Origin of the sequence: Bdellovibrio sp. HCB209 (genome assembly GCF_047306065.1) — a bacterium.
Lineage (GTDB): Bacteria > Bdellovibrionota > Bdellovibrionia > Bdellovibrionales > Bdellovibrionaceae > Bdellovibrio.
In genome coordinates this window covers 1,493,214-1,515,365 of sequence record NZ_CP178618.1, presented here as the reverse complement: position 1 = coordinate 1,515,365, position 22,152 = coordinate 1,493,214, and the positions used below count along the sequence as shown (strand labels likewise).

At 45.7% G+C, this 22,152-nt stretch carries 19 protein-coding genes; 4 read left to right on the top strand and 15 right to left on the bottom strand.

Features of this window, described 5'->3' with window-relative positions; genetic code table 11:
- Nucleotides 1–67: 67 nt before the first annotated feature.
- Genes ACLVWP_RS07425 through ACLVWP_RS07395 form a run of 7 tightly spaced genes read right to left on the bottom strand, consistent with a single transcriptional unit; the run spans nt 68 to nt 8,869 of the window.
- Nucleotides 68–1,474: a sigma-54-dependent transcriptional regulator gene (locus tag ACLVWP_RS07425; RefSeq protein ID WP_413561030.1), complete on the bottom strand. Its 1,407-nt coding sequence runs from the start codon at nt 1,472–1,474 to the stop codon at nt 68–70.
- 39 nt (nt 1,475–1,513) lie between these two features.
- The gene (locus tag ACLVWP_RS07420) at nt 1,514–3,091 is read right to left on the bottom strand and encodes a two-component system sensor histidine kinase NtrB (RefSeq protein WP_413561028.1); all 1,578 of its coding nucleotides are present in this window, start codon (nt 3,089–3,091) and stop codon (nt 1,514–1,516) included.
- Nucleotides 3,091–4,320 (bottom strand): type II secretion system F family protein, encoded by a 1,230-nt coding sequence (locus ACLVWP_RS07415; protein WP_413561026.1) that lies wholly within the window; start codon nt 4,318–4,320, stop codon nt 3,091–3,093. The genes ACLVWP_RS07420 and ACLVWP_RS07415 overlap by 1 nt, the downstream gene beginning before the upstream one ends.
- Nucleotides 4,321–5,364, bottom strand: coding sequence for a twitching motility protein PilT (locus ACLVWP_RS07410; RefSeq protein ID WP_413561024.1), 1,044 nt, complete (start codon nt 5,362–5,364; stop codon nt 4,321–4,323). It lies immediately after the preceding gene.
- The gene (pilB, locus tag ACLVWP_RS07405; protein WP_413561022.1) at nt 5,364–7,064 is read right to left on the bottom strand and encodes a type IV-A pilus assembly ATPase PilB; all 1,701 of its coding nucleotides are present in this window, start codon (nt 7,062–7,064) and stop codon (nt 5,364–5,366) included. The genes ACLVWP_RS07410 and pilB overlap by 1 nt, the downstream gene beginning before the upstream one ends.
- A 46-nt stretch (nt 7,065–7,110) precedes the next feature.
- Entirely contained in the window at nt 7,111–7,944 is an 834-nt protein-coding gene (locus ACLVWP_RS07400; protein ID WP_413561020.1) for a hypothetical protein, read from the bottom strand.
- Nucleotides 7,925–8,869: a bifunctional riboflavin kinase/FAD synthetase gene (locus ACLVWP_RS07395; RefSeq protein ID WP_413561018.1), complete on the bottom strand. Its 945-nt coding sequence runs from the start codon at nt 8,867–8,869 to the stop codon at nt 7,925–7,927. The genes ACLVWP_RS07400 and ACLVWP_RS07395 overlap by 20 nt, the downstream gene beginning before the upstream one ends.
- 210 nt (nt 8,870–9,079) lie before the next feature.
- Here ACLVWP_RS07395 and ACLVWP_RS07390 point away from each other — a divergent pair, with 210 nt between their 5' ends.
- Together ACLVWP_RS07390 and ACLVWP_RS07385 are read left to right on the top strand one after the other, a co-directional pair.
- Nucleotides 9,080–10,822 (top strand): ATP-binding protein, encoded by a 1,743-nt coding sequence (locus tag ACLVWP_RS07390; RefSeq protein WP_413561016.1) that lies wholly within the window; start codon nt 9,080–9,082, stop codon nt 10,820–10,822.
- Complete coding sequence (locus ACLVWP_RS07385; RefSeq protein ID WP_413561014.1) at nt 10,819–12,231, top strand: sigma-54-dependent transcriptional regulator; 1,413 nt, start codon at nt 10,819–10,821, stop codon at nt 12,229–12,231. Before ACLVWP_RS07390 ends, ACLVWP_RS07385 begins: the two co-directional genes overlap by 4 nt.
- On the opposite strand, the gene ACLVWP_RS07380 is transcribed toward ACLVWP_RS07385, so the two are convergent.
- Nucleotides 12,215–13,309 (bottom strand): glycosyltransferase family 9 protein, encoded by a 1,095-nt coding sequence (locus ACLVWP_RS07380; RefSeq protein ID WP_413561013.1) that lies wholly within the window; start codon nt 13,307–13,309, stop codon nt 12,215–12,217. The two genes, ACLVWP_RS07385 and ACLVWP_RS07380, sit on opposite strands and share 17 nt — an antisense overlap.
- Nucleotides 13,218–14,297, bottom strand: a complete 1,080-nt coding sequence (locus ACLVWP_RS07375) for a glycosyltransferase family 9 protein (RefSeq protein WP_413561011.1) — start codon at nt 14,295–14,297, stop codon at nt 13,218–13,220. The genes ACLVWP_RS07380 and ACLVWP_RS07375 overlap by 92 nt, the downstream gene beginning before the upstream one ends.
- Before the next feature lie 212 nt (nt 14,298–14,509).
- Here ACLVWP_RS07375 and ACLVWP_RS07370 point away from each other — a divergent pair, with 212 nt between their 5' ends.
- Nucleotides 14,510–15,640: a cyclic nucleotide-binding domain-containing protein gene (locus ACLVWP_RS07370; protein ID WP_413561010.1), complete on the top strand. Its 1,131-nt coding sequence runs from the start codon at nt 14,510–14,512 to the stop codon at nt 15,638–15,640.
- Between the two features lie 71 nt (nt 15,641–15,711).
- Nucleotides 15,712–16,260 carry a GNAT family N-acetyltransferase gene (locus ACLVWP_RS07365; RefSeq protein WP_413561009.1) on the top strand — a complete coding sequence of 183 codons (549 nt, stop codon included), beginning with the start codon at nt 15,712–15,714 and terminating at the stop codon, nt 16,258–16,260.
- Nucleotides 16,261–16,282: 22 nt separating this feature from the next.
- Here ACLVWP_RS07365 and ACLVWP_RS07360 read toward each other — a convergent pair whose 3' ends face one another.
- Genes ACLVWP_RS07360 through lpxA form a run of 6 tightly spaced genes read right to left on the bottom strand, consistent with a single transcriptional unit; the run spans nt 16,283 to nt 22,123 of the window.
- The gene (locus tag ACLVWP_RS07360; RefSeq protein WP_413561007.1) at nt 16,283–17,359 is read right to left on the bottom strand and encodes a DUF3108 domain-containing protein; all 1,077 of its coding nucleotides are present in this window, start codon (nt 17,357–17,359) and stop codon (nt 16,283–16,285) included.
- On the bottom strand, nt 17,359–18,240 hold the full coding sequence (locus ACLVWP_RS07355; RefSeq protein WP_413561006.1) for a lysophospholipid acyltransferase family protein: 882 nt from the start codon (nt 18,238–18,240) through the stop codon (nt 17,359–17,361). Before ACLVWP_RS07355 ends, ACLVWP_RS07360 begins: the two co-directional genes overlap by 1 nt.
- Nucleotides 18,212–19,234: a tetraacyldisaccharide 4'-kinase gene (gene lpxK, locus ACLVWP_RS07350; RefSeq protein ID WP_413561005.1), complete on the bottom strand. Its 1,023-nt coding sequence runs from the start codon at nt 19,232–19,234 to the stop codon at nt 18,212–18,214. Before lpxK ends, ACLVWP_RS07355 begins: the two co-directional genes overlap by 29 nt.
- Nucleotides 19,231–20,382 (bottom strand): lipid-A-disaccharide synthase, encoded by a 1,152-nt coding sequence (gene lpxB / locus ACLVWP_RS07345; protein WP_413561003.1) that lies wholly within the window; start codon nt 20,380–20,382, stop codon nt 19,231–19,233. Before lpxB ends, lpxK begins: the two co-directional genes overlap by 4 nt.
- Nucleotides 20,383–21,306, bottom strand: a complete 924-nt coding sequence (locus tag ACLVWP_RS07340) for a Gfo/Idh/MocA family protein (RefSeq protein WP_413561002.1) — start codon at nt 21,304–21,306, stop codon at nt 20,383–20,385.
- On the bottom strand, nt 21,299–22,123 hold the full coding sequence (lpxA, locus tag ACLVWP_RS07335; RefSeq protein WP_413561000.1) for an acyl-ACP--UDP-N-acetylglucosamine O-acyltransferase: 825 nt from the start codon (nt 22,121–22,123) through the stop codon (nt 21,299–21,301). Before lpxA ends, ACLVWP_RS07340 begins: the two co-directional genes overlap by 8 nt.
- Between the last annotated feature and the right edge of the window lie 29 nt (nt 22,124–22,152).

The window sequence follows — 22,152 nt, the reverse complement described above, 5'->3', positions numbered from 1 at the left end:
CTCCTTTAAGTCCTAAAAATAAAAAAGCCCCATCTAGTGGGGCTTTTTAGTCATCCCGGAGGGATGCTTACTCATCGTCTAGCTCGTCGTCACCCACAACGCCGAGATTGTATTTCTCAATGCGATAACGCATAGAACGGAAAGAGATGTGAAGCAATTTTGCTGCTCTCTTTTTCACGCCCCCAGCGGAATGGATCGCCTTGATCAAAAGTTCTTTCTCAATTTGGCCCATCACCTTATCCAAGTCAACACCATCATCTCCCATTTCGATTTCATTGGAAGACGCCATTTTGCGGCCAGAAGATGTGTTAACCATCGGAGGCAAGGACTCAGGCAAGATCGTTGCACCACCCTCCAAAGCCACTGTGCGCTCGATCATATTTTCAAGCTCACGCACGTTCCCTGGGTAGTCGTACTTTTTCAAAATTTCCATGGCCTCGGCACTGATCGCACCGATATTTTTATTCAAGCGTTCATTATACTTTTTCAAGAAATGATTCGCTAGTAATGGAACGTCTTCACGACGCTCGCGCAAGCCCGGAGTTTTGATATTGATAACATTCAAACGATAGAACAAATCTTGACGGAAAGTACCCTTAGTTACCATCTCTTCAAGATTTCTATTTGTTGCGGCGATGATACGCACGTCAACTTTGTTGTCTTCCGTAGCACCCACGCGACGGATCACGCGTTCTTGGATCGCACGTAGAAGCTTCACTTGGATCGTCAGTGGCAACTCACCCACCTCATCCAGGAACAGCGTACCGCCGTCAGCAACCTCGAATAGACCCGCTTTATCAGCCACAGCTCCAGTAAAGGAACCTTTTTTATGACCGAACATTTCGGATTCCATCAAGTTCTCAGGGATAGCTCCGCAGTTGACGGTAACGAAAGGACGATCTTTCAATGGACCGTTATAGTGAATCGCTTTTGCAACGACCTCTTTACCGGTACCTGATTCCCCTGTGATCAAAACGTTTGTTGGCGTTTGTGATACACGTTTAACCATATCGAAAATCGCATGCATCGCTGGGGAATTACCAACCATGCTTTGGAATGAATACTCTTTAGTAAGTTCTTTTTTAAGAGTTCTATTCTCAACTTCCAAATTGCGCGAACGAAGAGCATTTTGAATGTTCAAACGAACTTCGTCGATTTTGAAAGGTTTAGTTAGATAATCGTAAGCACCCATTTTCATGGCTTCAACCGCAGTTTCAGTCGTACCGAAAGCTGTGATCAACATGAATACTGTATCTGGGTATGATTCTTTAACGTGCTTAAGAAGCTCGATCCCTGTCACATGCGGCATCTGCAAATCTGAGATGATCATGTCGAATGTCTTCTTAGTCAGAAGGTCTTTTGCCTTTTGGCCGTCTTCAGCCAAAGTGATCTCATAGCCTTCTTTCTTAAGCATGATCTCTAAAAACTCGCGTATTGATTCTTCGTCGTCGACAACAAGAATTCTCGGCTTCATGTCTTTCGCTCCCACATCCTGTGATATATTACCTATTCTTTAGTTTGCTTTCGGGAAAGTCAAAACAAACTCTGTACCTACACCCTGCTCACTCTCGACGAAGATTTGCGCTCCGTGCCCCTCGAGGATCTTGTGAGTGACAGCTAGACCAAGGCCCGTGCCTTTCGGTTTCGTCGTATGAAAGGGCTCGAACATTTTCTTGCGAGTCGCCTCGCTCATTCCACAACCCGTGTCTTTCACGCTGATAACGATGGACTTTTCATTCGCTACAGCTTTCACCGTCATTTGCACTTTTGCGGAATCCTGCATCGCTTGATAAGAATTCAAAACGATATTCAGAAAGACCTGCTTAAGCTTATCTTTGTGACCTAAAATTCTGAGGTCTGTTCCAATTTCACGAACTTGCTCAACATCCGCGCGCACTTTCGTGTCGCTTTTTATAGCATCCAAAACTTCGTTCAAAAGGAAGGCCATATCCACCACATCTGTTGGTGGTTTTTCTGGGCGAGCATAATCCAAGAACTCAGTGATCAGATTGTTCAAGCGATCGATTTCACGCAATACGATCTTCATCAACTTGCGATCATCATCGTTCGTCACCGTTTGAGTTAGCATTTCGATACTGCCACTGATACCAGCAAGTGGATTGCGTATTTCATGAGCAATACCAGCTGCCAAGCCACCCACTGCAGCTAGTTTTTCATTCTGGCGAGCCGCGAATTCCAACTGACGAACTTTGGTCAAATCATCGATCAATGCAATTGAAAGAGGCTCTTGTAAATCCGGGCTGTACACCTTGGAAAGTGTCACACCCAGGATTTTGCTGCTCTGATCACCACTCTCCACATACTTTAAATCGCCACGGAAGTTATCCCCGGCTCTTTCTGTTTCTGGGAAAAGACGATACCAGTTGATCTCTGCCGGCGCCTCTTTGCCTAAAATTTCTAAGGCAGAATTATTTGCCGTAAGAACCTGTCCTGCAGAAGTGAACGACAACATTCCCGAAGGAATATTCTCCATGATGAACTGATTCAATTCTTGAGCGGACTGCAGGCTTAAGCCTGTTTTCTTAAGCTCTTTACCGACACTTTGCAGTTGTTCACTTAAGTATCCTGCAAGACCGGCTACCGAGAAAAAGGCGATGTTATTCAAAGCGAGCAAGAAAAAGAAATTCAGCGCCTTCATTTCCGGCGAAAACAACGCTGCCACCGTGAACGAAATACTTGTGAACAACGCCAGAGTCAGCGCCCCGACACCGCGACACGCGATCCCGGCCAGAAGGATATTCACCAAGTGCAAGAACAAGAACAGCGACTGATTTAAACCAAAATAGTAAATCAAAAGCGAAATGAAAACCGAGTCGAGTACAAATCCCACGAACAAAGCGCGTGGATGTTGCAGCAACTGATCCCACTCAGAAATCCACACGATGTGTAGACCCAAAGCCAATGTCAGCACCAAGTAAAACGGAGCCTGCACCGACCAGTTTACAAAACTGCCTTGGGTCATCGTGGAAATCACAGAAACAATAAGAACAATAGCAAACAGACTGACGCGAGCGAACTCAACCGTCAGTCCTTGATTTTTATTGTTCTGAAGGGCGTAACTTAAGCGCATTAGCCCCCGCCGACAACGTCTGCCATACTGAAGATGGGAAGGTACATGGCAATAACTAGAATGGCGATGATGCCACCCAAGAAGACCATCATCAGAGGTTCAAGAAGTGAGGTCATGGCCTTAACCGCTGTTTCAACTTCGTCCTCATAGAAATCGGCGATCTTACCAAGCATGATATCCATCGTACCTGATTGCTCACCGATAGAGATCATTTGCACAACCATCTCTGGGAATACTTTTTCTTTTAACAGTGGCGACGCAAAAGTACGTCCCTCTGTCACTGAGGTTTTACAACGAAGCAAGGCTTGCTCGATAACGATGTTACCTGCTGTTTTTGCGGAAATATCGATCGCTTCAATCAAGCCCACACCTGAAGACAACAATGTCGACAAAGTACGAGTCAAACGAGCGATTGCGGATTTCTGGATAACTTCACCGAAAACTGGAACGTTAAAGAACAGGCGATCCATCGTATCGCGGCCCTCGTCCGTTCTGTAATACTGAAGAATACCGAATGGGATACCGATGACTGCTCCCACATACAAATACCATTTATGAATCATGGAATTTGAAAGTGCGATAACTGCCGCGGTCAAAGCAGGTGGTTCTTTACCTGCGGAGTTAAAGAACTCCATAAATTTTGGAAGGATGAAAACCAGGATACCCGTGATAACCGCGAAAGCCACCACCAAGATAACCGCTGGATAAACCAAGGCACCTTTCACCTGGCTTTTCAATTTTTCTGATTTCTCCATATAGAGAGCCAGACGATTCAAGATACCGTCCAAGATACCGGCTTCCTCACCGGCTTGGATCATATTCACATACAATTTATCAAACACCAGAGGCACTTGCGCCATAGAGTCAGCCAAGCGACGACCACTCTCGATCGATGATTTTACCGTCCCCGCAGCCTCACGCAGCGGACCAGGACGCAAACCTTCGGAAAGGATTTTCAAACAATCGACGACAGGAATACCGGCATTAATCAAAGTCGCAAACTGACGAGTAAAGATTTGCAAATCCTTACCCTTCACGCGAGCTGCAAATAGCGAAGCACCACCAGAGCTTGATTTCTTAGCTCCAGATCTAGCCATCGCAACAAGTTTTGTCGGCATCAACTGCTGCGCACGCAGACGGATGATCGCCTCTTGCTGATTGCCCGCTTCGATTTCACCTTGGACAATTTGTCCCGTGGTGGATTTCGCCTGGTATTGAAACTTCGCCATCTAGATCCCTACCTTTTTTAGGAGCTGATCTAAATTGTCTGGATCACGAGAGGTTTCAAATGCCGTTTTTAGATCCACACGACGGCGGATCAAATGTTGAAGCAAAGATTGATTCAAAGTCAAAATACCAGAATGCTCGGGAGCCGTCGTTAAAACTGACTGCAAAGAAGCCATCTCTTGACGATCAATGAACTCACGAATTTGTGGTTTTACCAATAACAACTCGTGCGCAAACACACGGTCATCAGCGATCCCTGCCATCGCATATTGCCCAAGTCCCATAGAGAAAACTTCAGCAAAACGAGAGGAACCATGCTGCCCGAAGCGATCGGTCATCACCGACAGACAACGACGAAGAGCATTCATCAATGACGGTGCACGCATCGAATAAATAACAAAAACACCGCGCTCAGCCAGAGCCATAGCTTCTAGGAAACTATCATCATCAGCCGCGCCATCATACACAACCATATCGACGCCGTTTAACAAGCTATCACGCTCGTCTTTGCTAGAGAAAATACCGTTGTGATAAAGGAAGCAAGATTTAGCTTCGCGTACTTGGGGGAAGGGTTTCGTCGAAAAGACGACGCCCATAAAGGACTTTTCTTCTCCCATTTTTTGCATTGTTTTAAAAAGTGTTCCTGTTTGGCCGGACTCCCCTGCACCTGAAACGATCACAAGACCCTTCATGCGCAAGCAAGTTTCCATATAGCTACCCGGTAGCGGCATATCAAATCTGGAACCATCTAGATCCAAATCAATAATCGCCTTCATCGTGCTTTCATGTTGAAAGAATGAAAAACCAATGCGGGTGTTTTCTAAAGCGGTTTCACCAACCACCACACCGATTGTATCAAGCATGGCTTTTTGTTGATCATCGAGGAAGCTTTGTTGTAACAACTTCCACTCTGTCATCAAACCTGGAGAAGCGCGCAGGCTTTCCCATCCCGTCGTACTGCGGGCGCGGGGCTCACTGCCCACGACAAATAAAAACTCTTGAGACTTCTTAGCCTTCGCTTGCATTAATAATTCTGTCAAACTCATTATGTGTCCTTCACAGATGCATTCAAGACTTCTTCAATCGTTGTTTGGCCTCTTTTAAGTTTTAACAAAGCAGAACGGCGTAGCGTTTTCATCCCTTGCTCACGAGCTAGGAAACGAAGCTGTCCTGTGGAAGCACCTTTTAAGATCGCTTCCTTCATTTTTTCTGTCATCGATAGCAATTCGTAAACTGCCAGACGACCTTTGATGCCCGAGTTATTGCAATTCGAACAACCCTTACCACGCATCAATTTGTATTCGCCGACTTCCTCAGCCTTAACACCCAGATTGATCAGCGTTTGCGCCGGAACTTCAATAGGAACTTTGCAAGATTCGCAGTTTTTACCAACCAGACGCTGAGCCACAACTAAGTTCACGCACGACGTGATGATATAGTTTGCAACACCCATCTCTGTCAGACGAACAACCGTACCAGGAGCATCGTTGGTATGCAGAGTACTTACAACCAAGTGACCCGTGGAAGCCGCTTTAAAGGCGATCTCTGCCGTTTCAAGGTCACGAATCTCCCCCACCATAACGATATCCGGGTCCTGACGAAGGAATGATTTTAGGGCACTCGAGAAATTCAAATCGATATCAGGATTCATTTGAACCTGATTGATACCTTCTAAGTTGAACTCCACCGGATCTTCCGCTGTGGAAATATTCACGTCAGGTTTATTCAACTCTGCTAAGGCAGAATAGATTGTCGTGGTTTTACCAGAACCCGTAGGCCCCGTGATCAATACCATTCCTTGTGGAAGATTGATCATCGATTTGAACAGTTTCAAATCATCTTCCTCGAAACCAAGCTTCGTCATATCTAATTGAAGATTGGATTTATCGAGCAAACGCATTACGACTTTTTCGCCCCAGATCGTTGGCAGGACGCTGACACGGAAATCCATCTCGCGGCCTTTTTTTGTACGAACTTTCAAACGACCGTCCTGAGGACGACGTTTTTCGGCGATATCGAGCTTGGACATGATCTTAATACGTGAAGCAATCGCAGCGCCCGTTCCTTGCGGCGGCTGAGTGGCTTCAATCAAGTTACCGTCGATACGAAAGCGCACACGGAATCTTTTTTCGTAAGGTTCAAAGTGGATATCCGAAACTTTTTTGATGATCGCATCGCCCAGGATCTGATTCACGAATTTAACGATCGGAGCTTCTTCACCACCCGTATCCGAGTCGATAACTTCCGCAGCAGAACTATTTGCTGCGTACTCTTCTTCCATGGATTCAGCGATGGTGTTTAGATTTTTAACGTTGATGTTACCGCCGTAATATCTCTCGATACTGGCAGCAATCGCTGTTTCTGTCGCAACGACAGCTTGGATTTTACAGCGAGTGATGAAGCGCAAGTCTTCCTTCACCATGATGTTACTTGGATCAGCGAAAGCCACCACCAGTGTGGAGCCGGCTTTTTGCAATGGAATCAACTGATTACGATCACAGACATCACGCGGAATGAGCTGTAAGGCAGACTGATCGATTTCAAATGACGAAACCTCCACTCCCGGAACTGCAAAGTGCTTTTCCATCGCGCGAAGGATTTGATTTTCCTTAAGATAGCCAAGTTGCGTGATAACACCTGTCAGCTTCGCGCCCGATTTTTTCTGTTCTTCAACAGCGTGCGCAAGTTGATCCGGTTTGAGCAGACCTTGCTTAACTAATATTTCACCAATTTTGAAAGCAGACATTGTGGCTCCCCGATATAACTTTATACCAGGGTGACGTTTTTTGTAACTAGACCGAAGGAGAGTTTTCCGATTTGAAGTCAGAGATCCACTGCTGGAGGTCTGATGATGTTACCAAGTCGCTTTGTTTGAGTTTTTCCAAAACTATCCGCACCAAGGACTGCAGCAAATCTGCTGGATACAGGACCTTCAACTCTGCACGCTCGGCTTCTTCCATCAGCTCACTGTGCAAATTTCCCAAGTGGCAGTCAAAAGCGTAACCGCCGGTATTCATAAAGTTGAAATAGGATAAGTCTTTTAACAGTTCACTTTCAGACGGCAAATGAATCGTATTGATGATGAGGGAGGCACTGACCGCTTGGATCGTTAGTTCCTCGATCGGCAGAACTTTGAACTTAATCCCCAAGTTCCCACGCGATAGCAAACGAGCTTCACGATGCAGCTGCACTGTGTTTTCACCAATCAAATAGATCTCGGAATAACCCAACTCCGTACATACAGCCGCAGCAATACGCAGGCACTCACCGTCGCCGACAATAAAGGCTGGCACACGAATATCCAAATCACGCGCTTTATGAACTAAAACGTCATGGATGGCTTCATAAAAAAGCAACCGCGGATACCATTTTTTATCTTCGGGAAGATAAAAATCGAAACACTCCATCAGACGCACTTGAGTCGGCAAAACCTGCAATGAAGGATACAACAGACGAGCCTGTTCGAATGAAAACAAGGCTGCATCCGCACTTTTCAAAGCTTCCGCTGAGTATTGATCGTGGCGTTCGAGCTCAAACAAATCCGCTTTTTTTGCAGCGATGTACTGCAAAAATCGAAAAAGCGTTCCTGGATTTTCTTCGCGAAACTCAACTATCTTTTTGCTCATCAAAAAACTTTCTTGCGGCAGCCATGTCGTTGAAAATTTGTTCTTTTAAAGTCTCAATCCCTGAAAACTTCATCTCATCACGTTGAAAATGCAAGAGCTCCACTTCCACTTCAACACCGTAAAGCTGAGCATCGAGATCAAAAATATGACTCTCAATTTTCACAGGTCCTTTTTTGTCTTCTTGGAAAGTCGGATTCACACCGATATTGGTGATCGAAGGATGACTGTGACCATTAATGCGTGTGTGAGTAAAGTAAACTCCCTTACGCGGAACAAACTCCACATCAGGATGCACGTTTGCGGTCGGCACACCAATGGTGCGCCCGCGCTGAAAACCTTTTTCCACGGTGCCACGCAGGTAATAACGACGTCCCAAAAGAGTCGTCGCTTTTTCAATTTCACCAGTTTGCAAGGCCTCACGAATGCGTGTCGACGAAACCACTTGTCCTTCTAACTGGAACGGAGGAATCACAATCAAACGGACACCGTGTTGCGCACAAAATCCCTCTAAGAAAGAGATATTGCCCGTGCGGTTCGCGCCGAAATTGAAGTCGTGCCCCACCACCAAAGTTTTTGGATTGAGGTTTTTCATCACATAGTTTTGCAGAAAATCCTGAGCCGTTACCTGTGAAAATTCCTTAGTGAAATTCTCGATAATCATGCACTCAATGCCACGAGCCTCGAACTGCTCTTGCTGATCTCGCAAATCGAACATTCTTTGAGTTTGTCTTTCGGGAAAGAGCACTTTTACCGGGTGAGGATGGAAAGTATACACGACGGAAGGAACTCCGTAGTACTGCGCCTCACGAGTAACAGTTTCAATCAGCTGCTGATGCCCCAGATGGACACCGTCAAAATTCCCAATTGTTACGACAGATGACTCTAAAACTGAGTCCAACTGCCCTACGCCTTGATAGATATGCATATTTTTCAATATACCCGTTTCCTCGCCCGGCGATAAGGGCTTTTAATAGTTGAAATTTTTAATAAATTTGCTATGTTGCGACGCGTGCAAAAGGGATCCTTTCAACCGTATTTTAATCGCGTTTTATACCGCAGCGAGGTCCTGCTTCGCTATTTTTCGCGACATCGCGGATTCCTTCTCCGTTGCCTATTATGTTGGGCGATTGGATGCTTGGCACTTTCTACTGATGAAACCACGTCTTACGACCAGCGTTTTCAACTTCGCGGTGACCAAAAGGTCTCCCAAGACATCGTTCTGATCACAATTCGCCAATCTGACTTTGCCGGGGTCTACTCCGACCGTGCTACTTCACTTGTCGATTTGGACGAAGCAACCGACATCACCGACAGTTACTTTTGGAATAAAAAGATCTGGAACGAATTGCTTTCCAAGATCTTAAAACAAAACCCACGCTCGATCGGCGTGACTTTGTACTTTGGCGACAACATCGGCAGCGTTTATCTGAATAACGAAGAACAAAAGAACTTTTACGATCCACGTGTTGTTTGGGCTTCCACTACGAACAGCTTGGAGCGAGTTCTGACTCCGGCCTTCACCAATCGTGAACACACGAACTTGGGCTCCAATGAAGTTCGCCGCGACGAAGACGGATTGGTTCGTCGTGTTTTCCCACAACGTGCTGACATGCCTCACTTGGTGGAAAAAATCACGGGCAAGACTTTTCCGACAAGCTTAGCGGGGCTACCGATCAACTATCGTGGTTCGATTCATAGCTTTACTCAGTATGGCTTAAGCGAACTGCTTTACGATGAGCTCCCAGCAAATACATTTCAAGACAAGATCGTCATCATTGGCGCTGAGACTTCGGCGACTCCGGTGTATCTAACTCCACTAGGAACTTTGACTCGTACAGAGATCTTAGCGCACACCACGGATACTCTTTTAGGGAACAAGTGGATCCAGCGTTTGGATTTCTGGTGGTACGCTATTGGTTTCTTGTTCTTGATGGGCTTCACGGTTTTCATCATCACGACTTACCCACAATCCGTGGCTTTGTTTTTCATTTTGTGGATCGCAACTTTGCTCGCGGCTCTGTCGGCTTGGGTGTTTGATAGTTTCTATTTCTGGTCGCCAGCCTTTGCGCCGTTTGTTCTGCTTGCCTCAACCTGGACGATTTTTATCGGTTACCAGGCGACCAAGATCGAAAGAAAAAACTTTGCCCTGCAACAGGAACAACAATACCTGGCAGAACTTGAGCAGCTTAAGAATAATTTCGTGAGTCTTATCTCCCATGACTTGAAAACACCAATTGCGAAAATCCAGGCGATCGTCGACAGGCTTTTGACGCAAAATCAGGATCAAGAACTGCAAACGGACTTAAAGTCCCTGCGCATGTTTGGTGACGAACTGAATCGCTATATCCAGTCGATTTTGAAAGTCCTGCGCGTTGAGTCCCGCGAGTTTAAAATCAACAAAGATGCGGCCGACATCAACGAAGTGATCGAGGAAGCCTTGCAAACTCTCCGCCCTTTGGCTGCGGAAAAAGGCATTCGCATTCAAACAACCTTGGAGCCTATGTTCTCGGTGGAGTTTGATACGACTTTGATCAAAGAAGTTATTATCAATCTGATCGAGAACGCGATCAAGTACACGCCTTCCCAAGGTTTGATCGAAGTTATTTCGACAGAGACCGACGACGACATCAAAGTCATCGTTAAAGACACTGGTGACGGTATTAAACCCGAAGACTTGGATAAGGTTTGGGGCAAGTTCACTCGCGGCAGTGATCAGGATTTAAAAACAAAAGGTACAGGCCTAGGCCTTTACTTGGTAAAATATTTTATTGAACTTCACGGCGGTAAAGTCGCAATGGAAAGTAAGTTGGGCCAAGGCACAACGGTCTCTTTCACATTGCCACTTGAATCTGAAGATGTGATTGAGGAGATTTTATGATCAACAAAATGAACACCCTCATTGTTGACGACGAAGCAGAACTGCGTCGCTCGGTTATTTCGATTCTTAAAACGGCAATGCCTGAAATCGAATTCGTCATCGACGAAGCCTCGAACGGCAAAGAAGCTTTAGACAAAGTGAAAGAACAATCCTGGGATCTAGTTTTGATGGACGTCAAAATGCCAGAGATGAATGGTCTTGAAGCTCTGACTGCGATCAAAGAACACGATCCACGCACCTTCGTGGTTTTGATGACTGCGCACTCCAATCTGCACGACGCTGTCCTTGCTATCAAAGAAGGCGCTTATGACTACGTTGAAAAACCAGTCAATCCACAAACTCTGACAGAGATCGTTCGTAAGAGCTTGGAAGCCCGTGACTTGGTATCAAGCTTGGCGCTATCGAATCCAATCTTTGACGACGACATTGAATCTGAATTCGTGGGCTCTTCACAAAAAATGAAGGAAGTCTTTAACTTGATCTATCGCCTGTGCAAAGTGGACACGACGGTTCTTATCCGTGGTGAAAACGGAACAGGTAAAGAGCTGGTTGCCCGCGCGATTCACTTCAACTCCCCTCGCAAATCAGGCAGCTTCGTTGCGATCAACTGTGGTGCTATTCCTGAGAACTTGATGGAAAGCGAACTTTTCGGTCACGAAAAAGGTGCTTTCACCGGAGCAATTGAACGTAAAATCGGTAAATTCCAAATGGCCAATAACGGAACGTTGTTCCTGGATGAAATCGGCGAGCTTCGCCCAGATATGCAGGTAAAACTTTTGCGCGTTCTTCAGGAAAAGAAATTCACTCCTGTGGGCAGCAACCGCGAAGTGAAATCCAACACTCGCATTATCGCAGCGACAAATCGCAATCTTGAAAAGATGATGGCTGACGGAACATTCCGCGAAGATCTTTTCTATCGCTTAAACGTCATGCCAATCTTCTTGCCACCTTTGCGTGACAGAACTGATGACATCCAAGCTTTGGCTCAACACTTCATTAAAAAATTCGCGCGCCAACATGGCCGTGTGATCAATGGTATCTCTGAAGAAGCTTTAGATATGCTTAAAGCTTATCGTTGGCCAGGCAACATCCGTGAACTTGAAAACGTCATCGAACGTGCGTTCATCGTTGAAAACAATCAGATGATTTCGCTCGATTCTTTGCCGGAATCTTTGAAACTTGCGCCTAAGGAATCTGGCGAAAAAACGGCGAACGTTGGTTACAAAGGTCCTTTGGATTTTGACGTGTTTAAAGAAGGCATGGAAAAAGAGTTTATTGTGAGCGCTTTGAAAGCTAATCAAGGACGTATCAATCAAACTGTGGCTCAGGCCAATATTCCTAAGAACACGTTGCTACGTAAAATCCGCAAATACGGTATTAATGTTAAGGACTTTACGAACGAAGAATAGTTTCGGCTTTTTCAAGCACCTGCTCTGCTGGCAGGTGCTTCATGCAGACATGGGTTTTAATCGGACAGACATTATGCCCATGCTTCCCACAAGGACGACATGCCAGGTTTTCTTTCTGAGCAATGAACGTCTGAGCTGACCACGGTCTAAATCCAAATCGCAAAACAGTAGGACCAAACACCGCAATCAACGGCGTTTCACACATTGCCGCCAAGTGAGTGGAAGCACTGTCGTTCCCAACTACCAGGCGTGCTCTAGCAATCAACTGAGCAGACTCTAAAATGGATGTCTTACCCGCTACAGAAATTGAGCGAGGGATTTCTTGAGCGACTTCCTCGGCCAAGGCTTCCTCGCCCGGCCCACCCATCACATATACTTGGTAGCCCAAGGACTGAAGGTTTTTGCCCGTCTCGATAAAGCCCTCTTTAGTCCAACGTTTCGTTGCCCACACAGAGCCTGGGAATAATAGAACAGCACGATCTTCATTCACGCCTTGCAGGTCGTAACGCTTTTGCAGGTCTTGATACACTTGCGTGTGACTCAAAACACTTTCACGCAAACTCATTGAAGCCCATGCTGGTGGCGCTGAAAGCTGTCCCTTTTTATCGGTGATATAGGGTTTCTCTGTTTCTGCATAGGCAGACAACAGACCCGGCAACTGCTGATCCACGGGCTGCAACAAACTCATTTGGCGCAAAGGATCTGGCAGAATCATCGGTTTTTTCACGCGAACGTCAAAAGCTAAAAAGCTCCAGAATTTTTGGAAGCTGATTTTTTTTTGCGCTTTGATTTTGCGGCAAAAGAAAATCGTGCGCATGGATTCATGAGGTGAAACCAGGTGATTTACTTCAAAAGAGTTCAGCTGCTGCAAAATATTATTATACGTTTGCGCATCGCCCTTTTTGATTTCAAAGACGTGATCGACAAGTTTGGTTTTCAGGAAGATATCGCCGAAGCCTTTGCGGCAGACGAGTCCGAGTTTTTGCTCAGGCCAAATCTGACGGCAGCGCTTTAGGAGTGGAATTGCTAAGAGCAAGTCCCCCAGAAAGGCTGTTTGTACGACAAGATTCAACGGCATGAGCGATCTCCTGCAAAGAGACCTGATCGTAGCACATTATGCTTTTTTCACAAGCTCTCTTCCAACACGGGCTGCACGGGCTTTTCGTGATGACAGCCACTCCCCGGTCGAAAAGATCTATTTCATGAGCACATGTAGGACCAAACCAAGCAATAACCTGCTTGCCTTGAGAAATCGCCATATGCATGCCTAAGCTGTCCCCAGTGATGACAATATCACACGCAGCAACACTGATAAGTCCGTCGCGCAATCCACTCTCTGTAGGAGTAGAAATGACATTGTTCAGTCCATGAGAAATGTTTGCATTTCGCTCTGTGTCCTCGGGGCCGCCAAGCAGCACAATTTGTGCTTCGGGATAACGACTTTGCAAAGAGGTGATCATCAATCGATGGAAGTTCACAGAAAGCTTCTTGTAGGGAATCACCGGACTGCATCCCGTGTTAAATCCCAACACCCACTTTTTACCTTCGTTCAAGAATTCCTGACGACGATGCTGAACGTGTTTTTGCTCTGCTTCAGTCAAAGGCAACCAGTACGCATCTCTTTTGAAAGGACCCAGCTCTAACGCTTCGACCATCAATTGAGTTTCAGGCTTTTTATTTACAAAGAATTTCTTGTGATTATCTAATCCCAGCTCCCACAACTCTGTGGCCGCCTCTGTCGCCGGAACAATCGCTCCATTGATGGGATTTGAAGTGAAGCCGAACACTTGGTCCACCTGCGTGTGCTTTAGTACTCCCACTGCCTTTAGCGACTTATCGATCACCAAGGCCACTTCAAAACTCAGCGCCTGCAATTGCAAAAGATCGGCTTCTTTCGTGGTTAAAACTCGGTCAATGACGGGATGATTCTGTAACAAGATATGCGCCGGAGCATCCGTCACCCACGTGATCATCGAGGAAGGATATTTGCGCTTGATGGCTCTTAGCAAACTTGTGCTACGAACCACAGCACCCAATGCGCCTAAATGAACTATCAGCACTGACATCTTTGGAACGTCCAAATGCGAACAGGCAGAGTCACAGCGGCTCTGGCTTTTCGAACACGGTTTATACCCCGAAAAATGTCGGCAATTCATTTGCGCCATAACAAGATTGTAGAACATCTCACTCTCACGCCCGTGGCCCGCGGGGTCCAGCCCACATATTCAGGACCAAGGGCGCGGCAAAAATGTTCCCCTTTTTGCCGATACGTAAGCAGATGAAAATCGAACGCGAAGTGATCCAGCTTAAACCTATTAAAACCTTGAAGTCCGCTCAGGGCGGCACGGTTTATTTGCCTTCGGGTTTAGGTAGTTTTGAGCTTAATGCGCTTCAATTTTCTTATCTCGAGGTTCTAAAAACCGGAGTGTCGATTGAAGGCCTTGTGCAATTCTTTTTGGGACAAGGTTGGTTGGTTAGCTTTCGTGAGCTTTACAATCTCTTGCAATTTCTTTCTCATGAGCGCTTGATCTCGAATCAAAATGTCATCGATTACTTTAAAAAGGTAAATTCCGAAGATGCCCCACTGGTATTCAGTTCACTTGATGTGATGACTGGAAACCAAGTAAAACCTGATCCGGCAGCCCTTCCCTTCTTTCGCTCTTTAGAGCCAAGACTGGCGCAGCATCTTTTGCAAAAATCAGAAGTGTTCACTGTGCCCGCGAATATTCGTATTACTTATTCGGGACAGACCTCTCGTGATCTTTTCGTATTATTAAAAGGCCAAGCTTCAATTTACAAAGTAATCTCTCCAACACGCAGACAACTTGTGGCGACACTCGGAGCAGGTGCTTTGTTTGGTGAGCGTGGGTTCTTACTAAATCATCCTCGTAACGCGGATGTGATTACGAATGGACCATCTGAGGTTTTGCGTGTTCATCACTTGCCTGAGTTCGACACCTTGATTAAGTCTGACAAGGCACAGGCTCTGCAACATCGTTTCTGGGTGATGCAGGCCTTGCTGTCGTCTCCGGTCTTTAAAGACATTCCTACTGACAGCTTAGATGCATTGATCTTTACAGGTCGCCTGGTTCAAGCACCTGCGAATCAAGTTCTCTTCCATGAAGGCCAAGCCGGAAATACGTGTTACATCGTAATCCAAGGTTCTGTGGTCGTAAGCAAACAAGGTCAAAACATCAATGTCCTAAATCAAGGAACTTGTTTTGGCGAGATTTCGCTTTTGGTATCGGGCGGCGTTCGCACGGCTTCTGTCACTACTCAAAGAGACACGGTCCTGTTAGAAATAGAACAGAATGCTTTCTATAAGATGCTTTCGCAGAATCTTGTCCTCGCTAAACTTATTGAAACCGTTGCCGCGCAACGCGTAGCGCGTGATCAACAAGCTAAATAATCCCTCGCTTATATCTCAATTTGATTTTGCATATCTCCCAAATCTATTTTTCAATGGCTTAAGGAGATCCCATGAATCAAGAAATACAGCAGCCGACCATCGAAACAGAACGACTGACTCTTTCTCCTGTCCTGATTTCAGATCTGCCACATATTTTTGAATATGCAAGTGATCCCGAAGTGGCTCGTCATGTGACTTGGCCACCTCACAAAGATCTTGAAGACTCACGCAAGCTGCTTGAATGGATTGAAAAGACACACAATACCACACGTGGTGCCATTTTCTTTGTGTGGGCGATTCGCTTGAAGTCCGCGGGAAATAAAATGATTGGCACTATCGACTTTAAACAACCCGTAAGCCACATTGGGCGCTTTGATTATGCAATGGGAAAGAGCTATTGGAACAAAGGCCTCATGAGCGAAGCCGCACAGGCTGTTAAGAATTGGTCGTTCAGTGAACTGCCCGAATTGGTTCGCTTTGAGGCCCGTGCCATCGCCGAAAATACGGGTTCAAGAAAAGTCATGGAAAAAACGGGTTTGCAATATGAGGGAACCTTCCGCAAGCAACTCAATAATAAGGGAACTTTGGTAGATATTGTCTGCTATGCAGAGATTCGCTAAAGAAGAGGACGCCTTAGGTAAACTAAGGCATTTTCCCTGGAGTGATGGAGACGACTTCGGAAACCAGTGTTCCGATTTTGATTTTGGCCTCGATACGCAAGATGTACTTGTGTTCGTCATCAGACAACCAAATTAGATTATCCCCGATCGGCTTGAATTTACCTTTGAGTGTGATATTGGGTTGGACAACGATGGCTTTCATTGGCCCAAGCTCTGTATCCAATACTTCCTTACGAAGGGCTTTGCCCGAGAAAACTAGGTTTTCTTTGTCGTTAGAAACACGGAAAGCGTACTCTTTGCCTACTTCCCATTGGAACATGCGCATATAGTAAATCGCGCTGTACACGTTTTGCGCGTACTCTTCGATTTCCCACTGCTCACGCTTTTCTTCTTCGCCGTCTTTTTTGGTTACTTTCTTTTCCCAGAAAGTCGCCATCTTTTTAGCATTATCGAAAAGCATTTTAGCTTCGCGCAATTGACCTGATTCTTTCACATGCAGTTCAAACACCGTAGGTGTCACAGTTTCATAGTCCATAAAGATATCGATGTTATCATCGACTGTGTAAACGGAGGCGAACAAGGAAATCGTTTTGATCGCGATATTGTGCTTATAGGATTTCTGTCCGTTGACCATCGCCATCGGCAAAGTTTTGAAACGCAACTCCCCCGCTGACATTTTAAAGTAGCTGACATCGTGGACAACTTCCTCACCCACGCGGAAAGGGTCCACGATAGGACGGCGACCATTGAAACCAGCATCGTCTTCCAATTCAGGCTGACGACGAGTTGGCGCTGCCGCCGCTGCGGCTTTTGAACCTTTTTTGGCAGGCTTCACGGCTGTCTTTTTTTCTACTTTTGCTGGTGTTGTTTTTTTTGCTGGAGCTTTTTTATCGCCAGAAGTTTTACCTAGAGCCGCGGCAGTCGTTATAGCTGCTGCTGTATCAGCCTCAGGAACCGCAGCTGGCTCTTCGATTTTTACAGCGCTTTCGAATTCGTCATTTTTTTTAAGCTGTGCCTCTTTCTCGTACTGCAAGAAAGAAGAACATCCCGTCATCATCAAAACTGCGAATAAGCCTGTAACTACCGAAATTTTATTCACTAAAAATCCTTCCAACGACGATGCACCCACATCCATTGTTCGGGGTGCTTTCTCACGATTTCCTCTAACTTGTCAGAGAAAGCCTGAGTAATATTAGCCGTACTCTGATCTTTATCTTCAACGATGTACGGGCCCAAGTCCACAGCTGGTTCAATAACTACATGAACTTTCCCGTCACTGCCCTCATAGGTATAAATCGGCAAAACCGGTGCTTTCGACTTCTGAGCGAACAAAGCCAGACCATAGGCCGTGCCCGTGCGTTTGCCAAAAAACGTGGTCGCAATACCGAAGGGCTTCCCCATGTATTGATCGAGTACGAAGACAACGCCGGCGTTCTTTTTTAAAGCTTTCAAAATATCGAAGGCATTGGTCGGTCCATGGGCATCGATGTATTTAATGCCTTGAGCACCGCGCACCTTGAACCAAATATCGTTGAACCACTGAGTTTTAAAACGCTTGGTAATAATGAACATCTCCTGTCCATTCAGCACCACCGCATTTGCCCCAAGATCACCGTTTCCTAAGTGCAAAGTCAGAAAGAACATTCCTTTGCCCGCGGCGCGAGCCTTTTCAACGTTCTCCCAACCTTCAAAAATAACATTCTGATCGACCCACTGACGAGTCATAGAAGGTATAAAGAAAAATTCACCGAAATTATATCCAAGTTGGTAAACTGACTCGCGGCCCACGCGTTTTTTCTCGGCCTCGGACCATTCAGGAAAGGCGATTTGTAAGTTGCTAAGAACTATTTTTTTGCGAAAACCAAAAACATCCCACCACAAAAAACCAATCCACGAACCAGAAAGTCGTTGGATTTTTCGCGGCAGAAAGCTGCTAAAGAAGATTCCGATTTTAACTAAAAAGCTGACCAATAACTTCATGCAATCTTCCCTTAGTCCCAAATTCAGTCACTTGAAGGTTGGTGCTCCAGAGCTTATTAGGATCTGGCAGCAGACGACGCAGCTTCACCGCGTCCTTGGAAGTCGTCACTAAAACATCAGCACCCGACTTTTCAAATTCAGCCCAAATTTTTTGAGCATCTTCATTCGTGTACTGGTGGTGGTCACGGTAATGAAGACTCTTTTTAGAGATCTCACCGTAAACACGCATCATCTTTTCAAAGACATCCGGTCTGGCAATGGCAGAGACCAAGAAAATCTTTTTACCTTTAAGCTCATCCGTCGACATGATTTCAGAGCCATTACCTAGCTCTACAATTTGATAGCCGAAATACAAAACCTCTTTGCCTAATGGCAGATGGTTTTGCACAACTTTAAGACTTTCTTCGTCAGCCAAGTTGCATTTTGTGAATAAAATTAAATCAGCTCTTTGCAAACCATCCCAGGATTCGCGCGCACGTCCTTCAGGCACTACTTGATAGTTCGCCCAGGGCTCCGTCGCATCCAAGATTACGATGTTCAAATCGCGATGAAGTTTACGATGTTGGAATCCATCATCCACCACAATCACGTCGAATTTAGGATGATGAGGATGGTTCGTTGCATACTCAGCTGTGCGCCATTTGCTGTCGCCAACAAAAACATTCACGTCAGGATTCGCTTGAGCCAATAAAACAGGTTCATCGCCGTAGTAACGAGCTGCATGCGGATGTGTTACGTCCACACGAGTACTCGCAGAAGCGTCAGCACGGTACGAGCGACTAACGACTGCCACCTTTTTTCCGTCCTGAGCTAAAGCTTTCAAACAGAAATCGGTGATCGGAGTTTTGCCCGTTCCACCCACCGTCAAGTTTCCAATACTGATAACCTTAACCTCAGGCTTGTAAGCACCAATCACGCCACGGTCATAGAGTGAGTTTTTAAAACCCACAATACGATCATATAAAAATGAAAGTGGCTTTAGGTATGGCTTCATACAGTTAGGTACTCATCCAATGCTTTGACCACGCGACTTGTGGCACCTTTATCACCCAGGTACTGGCGTAAAGACGCCAGATCTTTTTTTACTTCAGCTTTGTAAGCAGCATCGGTGATATAGCGATCCAACAAGGCCGCCATATTTTCAGCTGTCACATCACCTTGGAATCTTTCAGGCACAGCTTCTTTGCCCAAGATCAAGTTCACCAAACCGTAGTATTTTGTTCCGCGCACCAAAAGTTTCGCGAAGATCCCGGTCAACCACTTCATTTTGTACATGATGACCATTGGCTTCTGCAAAAGACCCACTTGCAGAGTTGCTGTACCAGATGCCACCAACATCATGTCCACTAGGTGGATCATGCGGAAAGGTTCATCCTTGAGCAAAATGTATGGAAGACGGAAGTCCTCCAGATAGTCTTGCATTTTTTCTTTGGTAAACGTCGGAGCTGTCAAAATCACGATTTTTAGATTTGCATGTTTTTTTGAAAGAATTCTAGCGGCATCCAATTGTATTTGGAAGTGCTGCTTCAGCTCCAAACGACGACTCCCCGGCATCAGACCCAAAACGATTTCATCGTCACGGATTCCGACTTGGTTGCGGTGAGTTTTTAAGTAATCGGCATTATCGATCAGTTTTTCATCCAACTCATCCAATAGCGGATGACCGACGAATTCCACAGGTACTCCGTGCTCTTCATAGAAAGGCACTTCGAATGGGAAAAGAACGAATACTTTTTTGCAGTATTTTTTAATCGTCTTCACACGACCTTTACGCCATGCCCACACCTGCGGAGAAATATAATAAACAACTGGAATACCCATCGCATGAAGCTTTTTAGCAAGCATCAAGTTGAACTCTGGGTAATCCATCACCACCGCCACTTTCGGACGGCGTTTTTCTGCTTCTGCCACAAGATTGTCAAAGACACCTTTCAGCAAACCGTAGGAATTGATGATCTCAGCAGCCCCAACGACTGCCATCTCTTCGGATTTACCCAGGCGTTCAAAACCTAGGTTTTCCATGTCCTGACTGCCGACACCGAAAGCATGGATCTTGCGACCTTGCTTTTTCCACGTCTCAAGAATTCTTTGAGCGTATGTAACACTGGAGGCCTCGGCGGCCACGAACAAAACTTGATCCATCTATTTCCCAATCATCTTTTGAATATCTTCAATTGCACGTAGAGCTTTCAAACCATCAAGGCCTGTTACTACCGGAGTCTTGTCATTCAAAACTGCATCGATAAACGCATCTGTTTCTTTTTGAAGAGCATCGGCTTTTTCAACAGTCCACTTTGTGACTTTAGTCAGCTCGTCACCACCAGGTCCTTTTTCAACTTTTTCAAGTTCGTGGATACCTGTGTTGGCGAAGATCGTGCAATCATCTTGTACGACACGCACAGAACGCTGAGCGACTGGAGACACACGGCTCACCGTGATGATCGCGTGAATTCCGTTTTTCATTTTGAAAGAAATAGAAGCCGTATCAAGCTCTGGAGAAACCAATTTAGAACCGGAAGCAATCATGCTTTCGATTTCACTGCCGCTCAACCAGAACAACATATCCATATCATGGATTGCCAAATCGTGAAGAACACTGACGTCAGCACCGCGTGCTTTGTACGGAGCTGTTCTTACCAACTCGATTGTACTGACATTTTTCATGTGCTTTTTGATTTCATTCACTGAAGGGTTGAATCTTTCGATATGCCCTACTGCCAACTTCACTTTGTGCTTTTCAGCCAATGCCAAAAGCTCTTCTGCTTGAGGAACTGTTGCAGTGATTGGCTTTTCAACGTTCACGTGAACGGCATTTTGCAAGAATAGCTTAGCCACTTCGTAGTGACTTTGTGTGCTGGCTGCGATCGTTACCAAATCAACCAAGCCGATCAAATCTTGCGGACGGTGGAAGCTTTTAACTCCTAAGTCCGCTGCGATCTTATCCGCTTGTGCTGGAAAATGGTCACACACTCCCACCAATTCTACGTGGGGATTATTTTTATACTTTTGAGCATGGAAGTTACCAAGGTAACCCACGCCCACAACAGCGGCGCGTAGTTTACTCATCTTCTTGCCAGCCTTTTGGACTTCTATCAACCGCGATACCGCGTTTAGAAGAACGGATAAAGTTAATGAAGTATTCGATGTTCGGGCTCATTGTGCATTCTTCCATCACACGTTGAACGCCTTCTTCCACCGTATGAGATCCCATGATCATGATACGAATGGCTTTATGAACATTGGCAACCTCAGCACGGTCAAACCCCTTACGAGCCAAACCGATTTTATTGGTTGCACGAATCGTTGCGTATGTACCTTGAGCGCGGCAGAACGGGATCACGTCTTTGTTGACGATACTGCTGCCCGCGATGAAGGCCATTTTGCCAACTTTAGTAAATTGATTCAAAGCACTCATACCACCAATGAAAACGCCATCCGCGATTTCACAGTGACCACCCAAGTGAGTGTTATTTGCTAAGATAACGTTATTACCCAATTTGCAATCGTGACCTACGTGCGTGTAAGCCATGAAATAACAGTTATCACCGATCTCAGTTTTTTTGTCGCCTTTAGAAGTCGCCAAGTTCGCTGTCGTGAATTCACGGAATACGTTGTTGTTTCCGATGATCAACGATGTCGGTTCATTTTTATAAGAAATATCTTGAGGAGCACCACCAATCGCGGAACCTGGGCAGAAGTGATTGTTCGCGCCGATATCCAAGATACCGTAACGAGAACCCAGAGTAACGTGACCTTCTACATAAGTTCCCTTGCCGATTTTTACTTTACCTTGAATAAGGCAGTAAGGACCGATTTCAACATCATCAGCCAATTCAACATCTGGGGAAAGAACGCTTGTCGGGTGTACTTTATAATTTGCCATGTAAACTGTATCCTAAATGCAACTTTGCA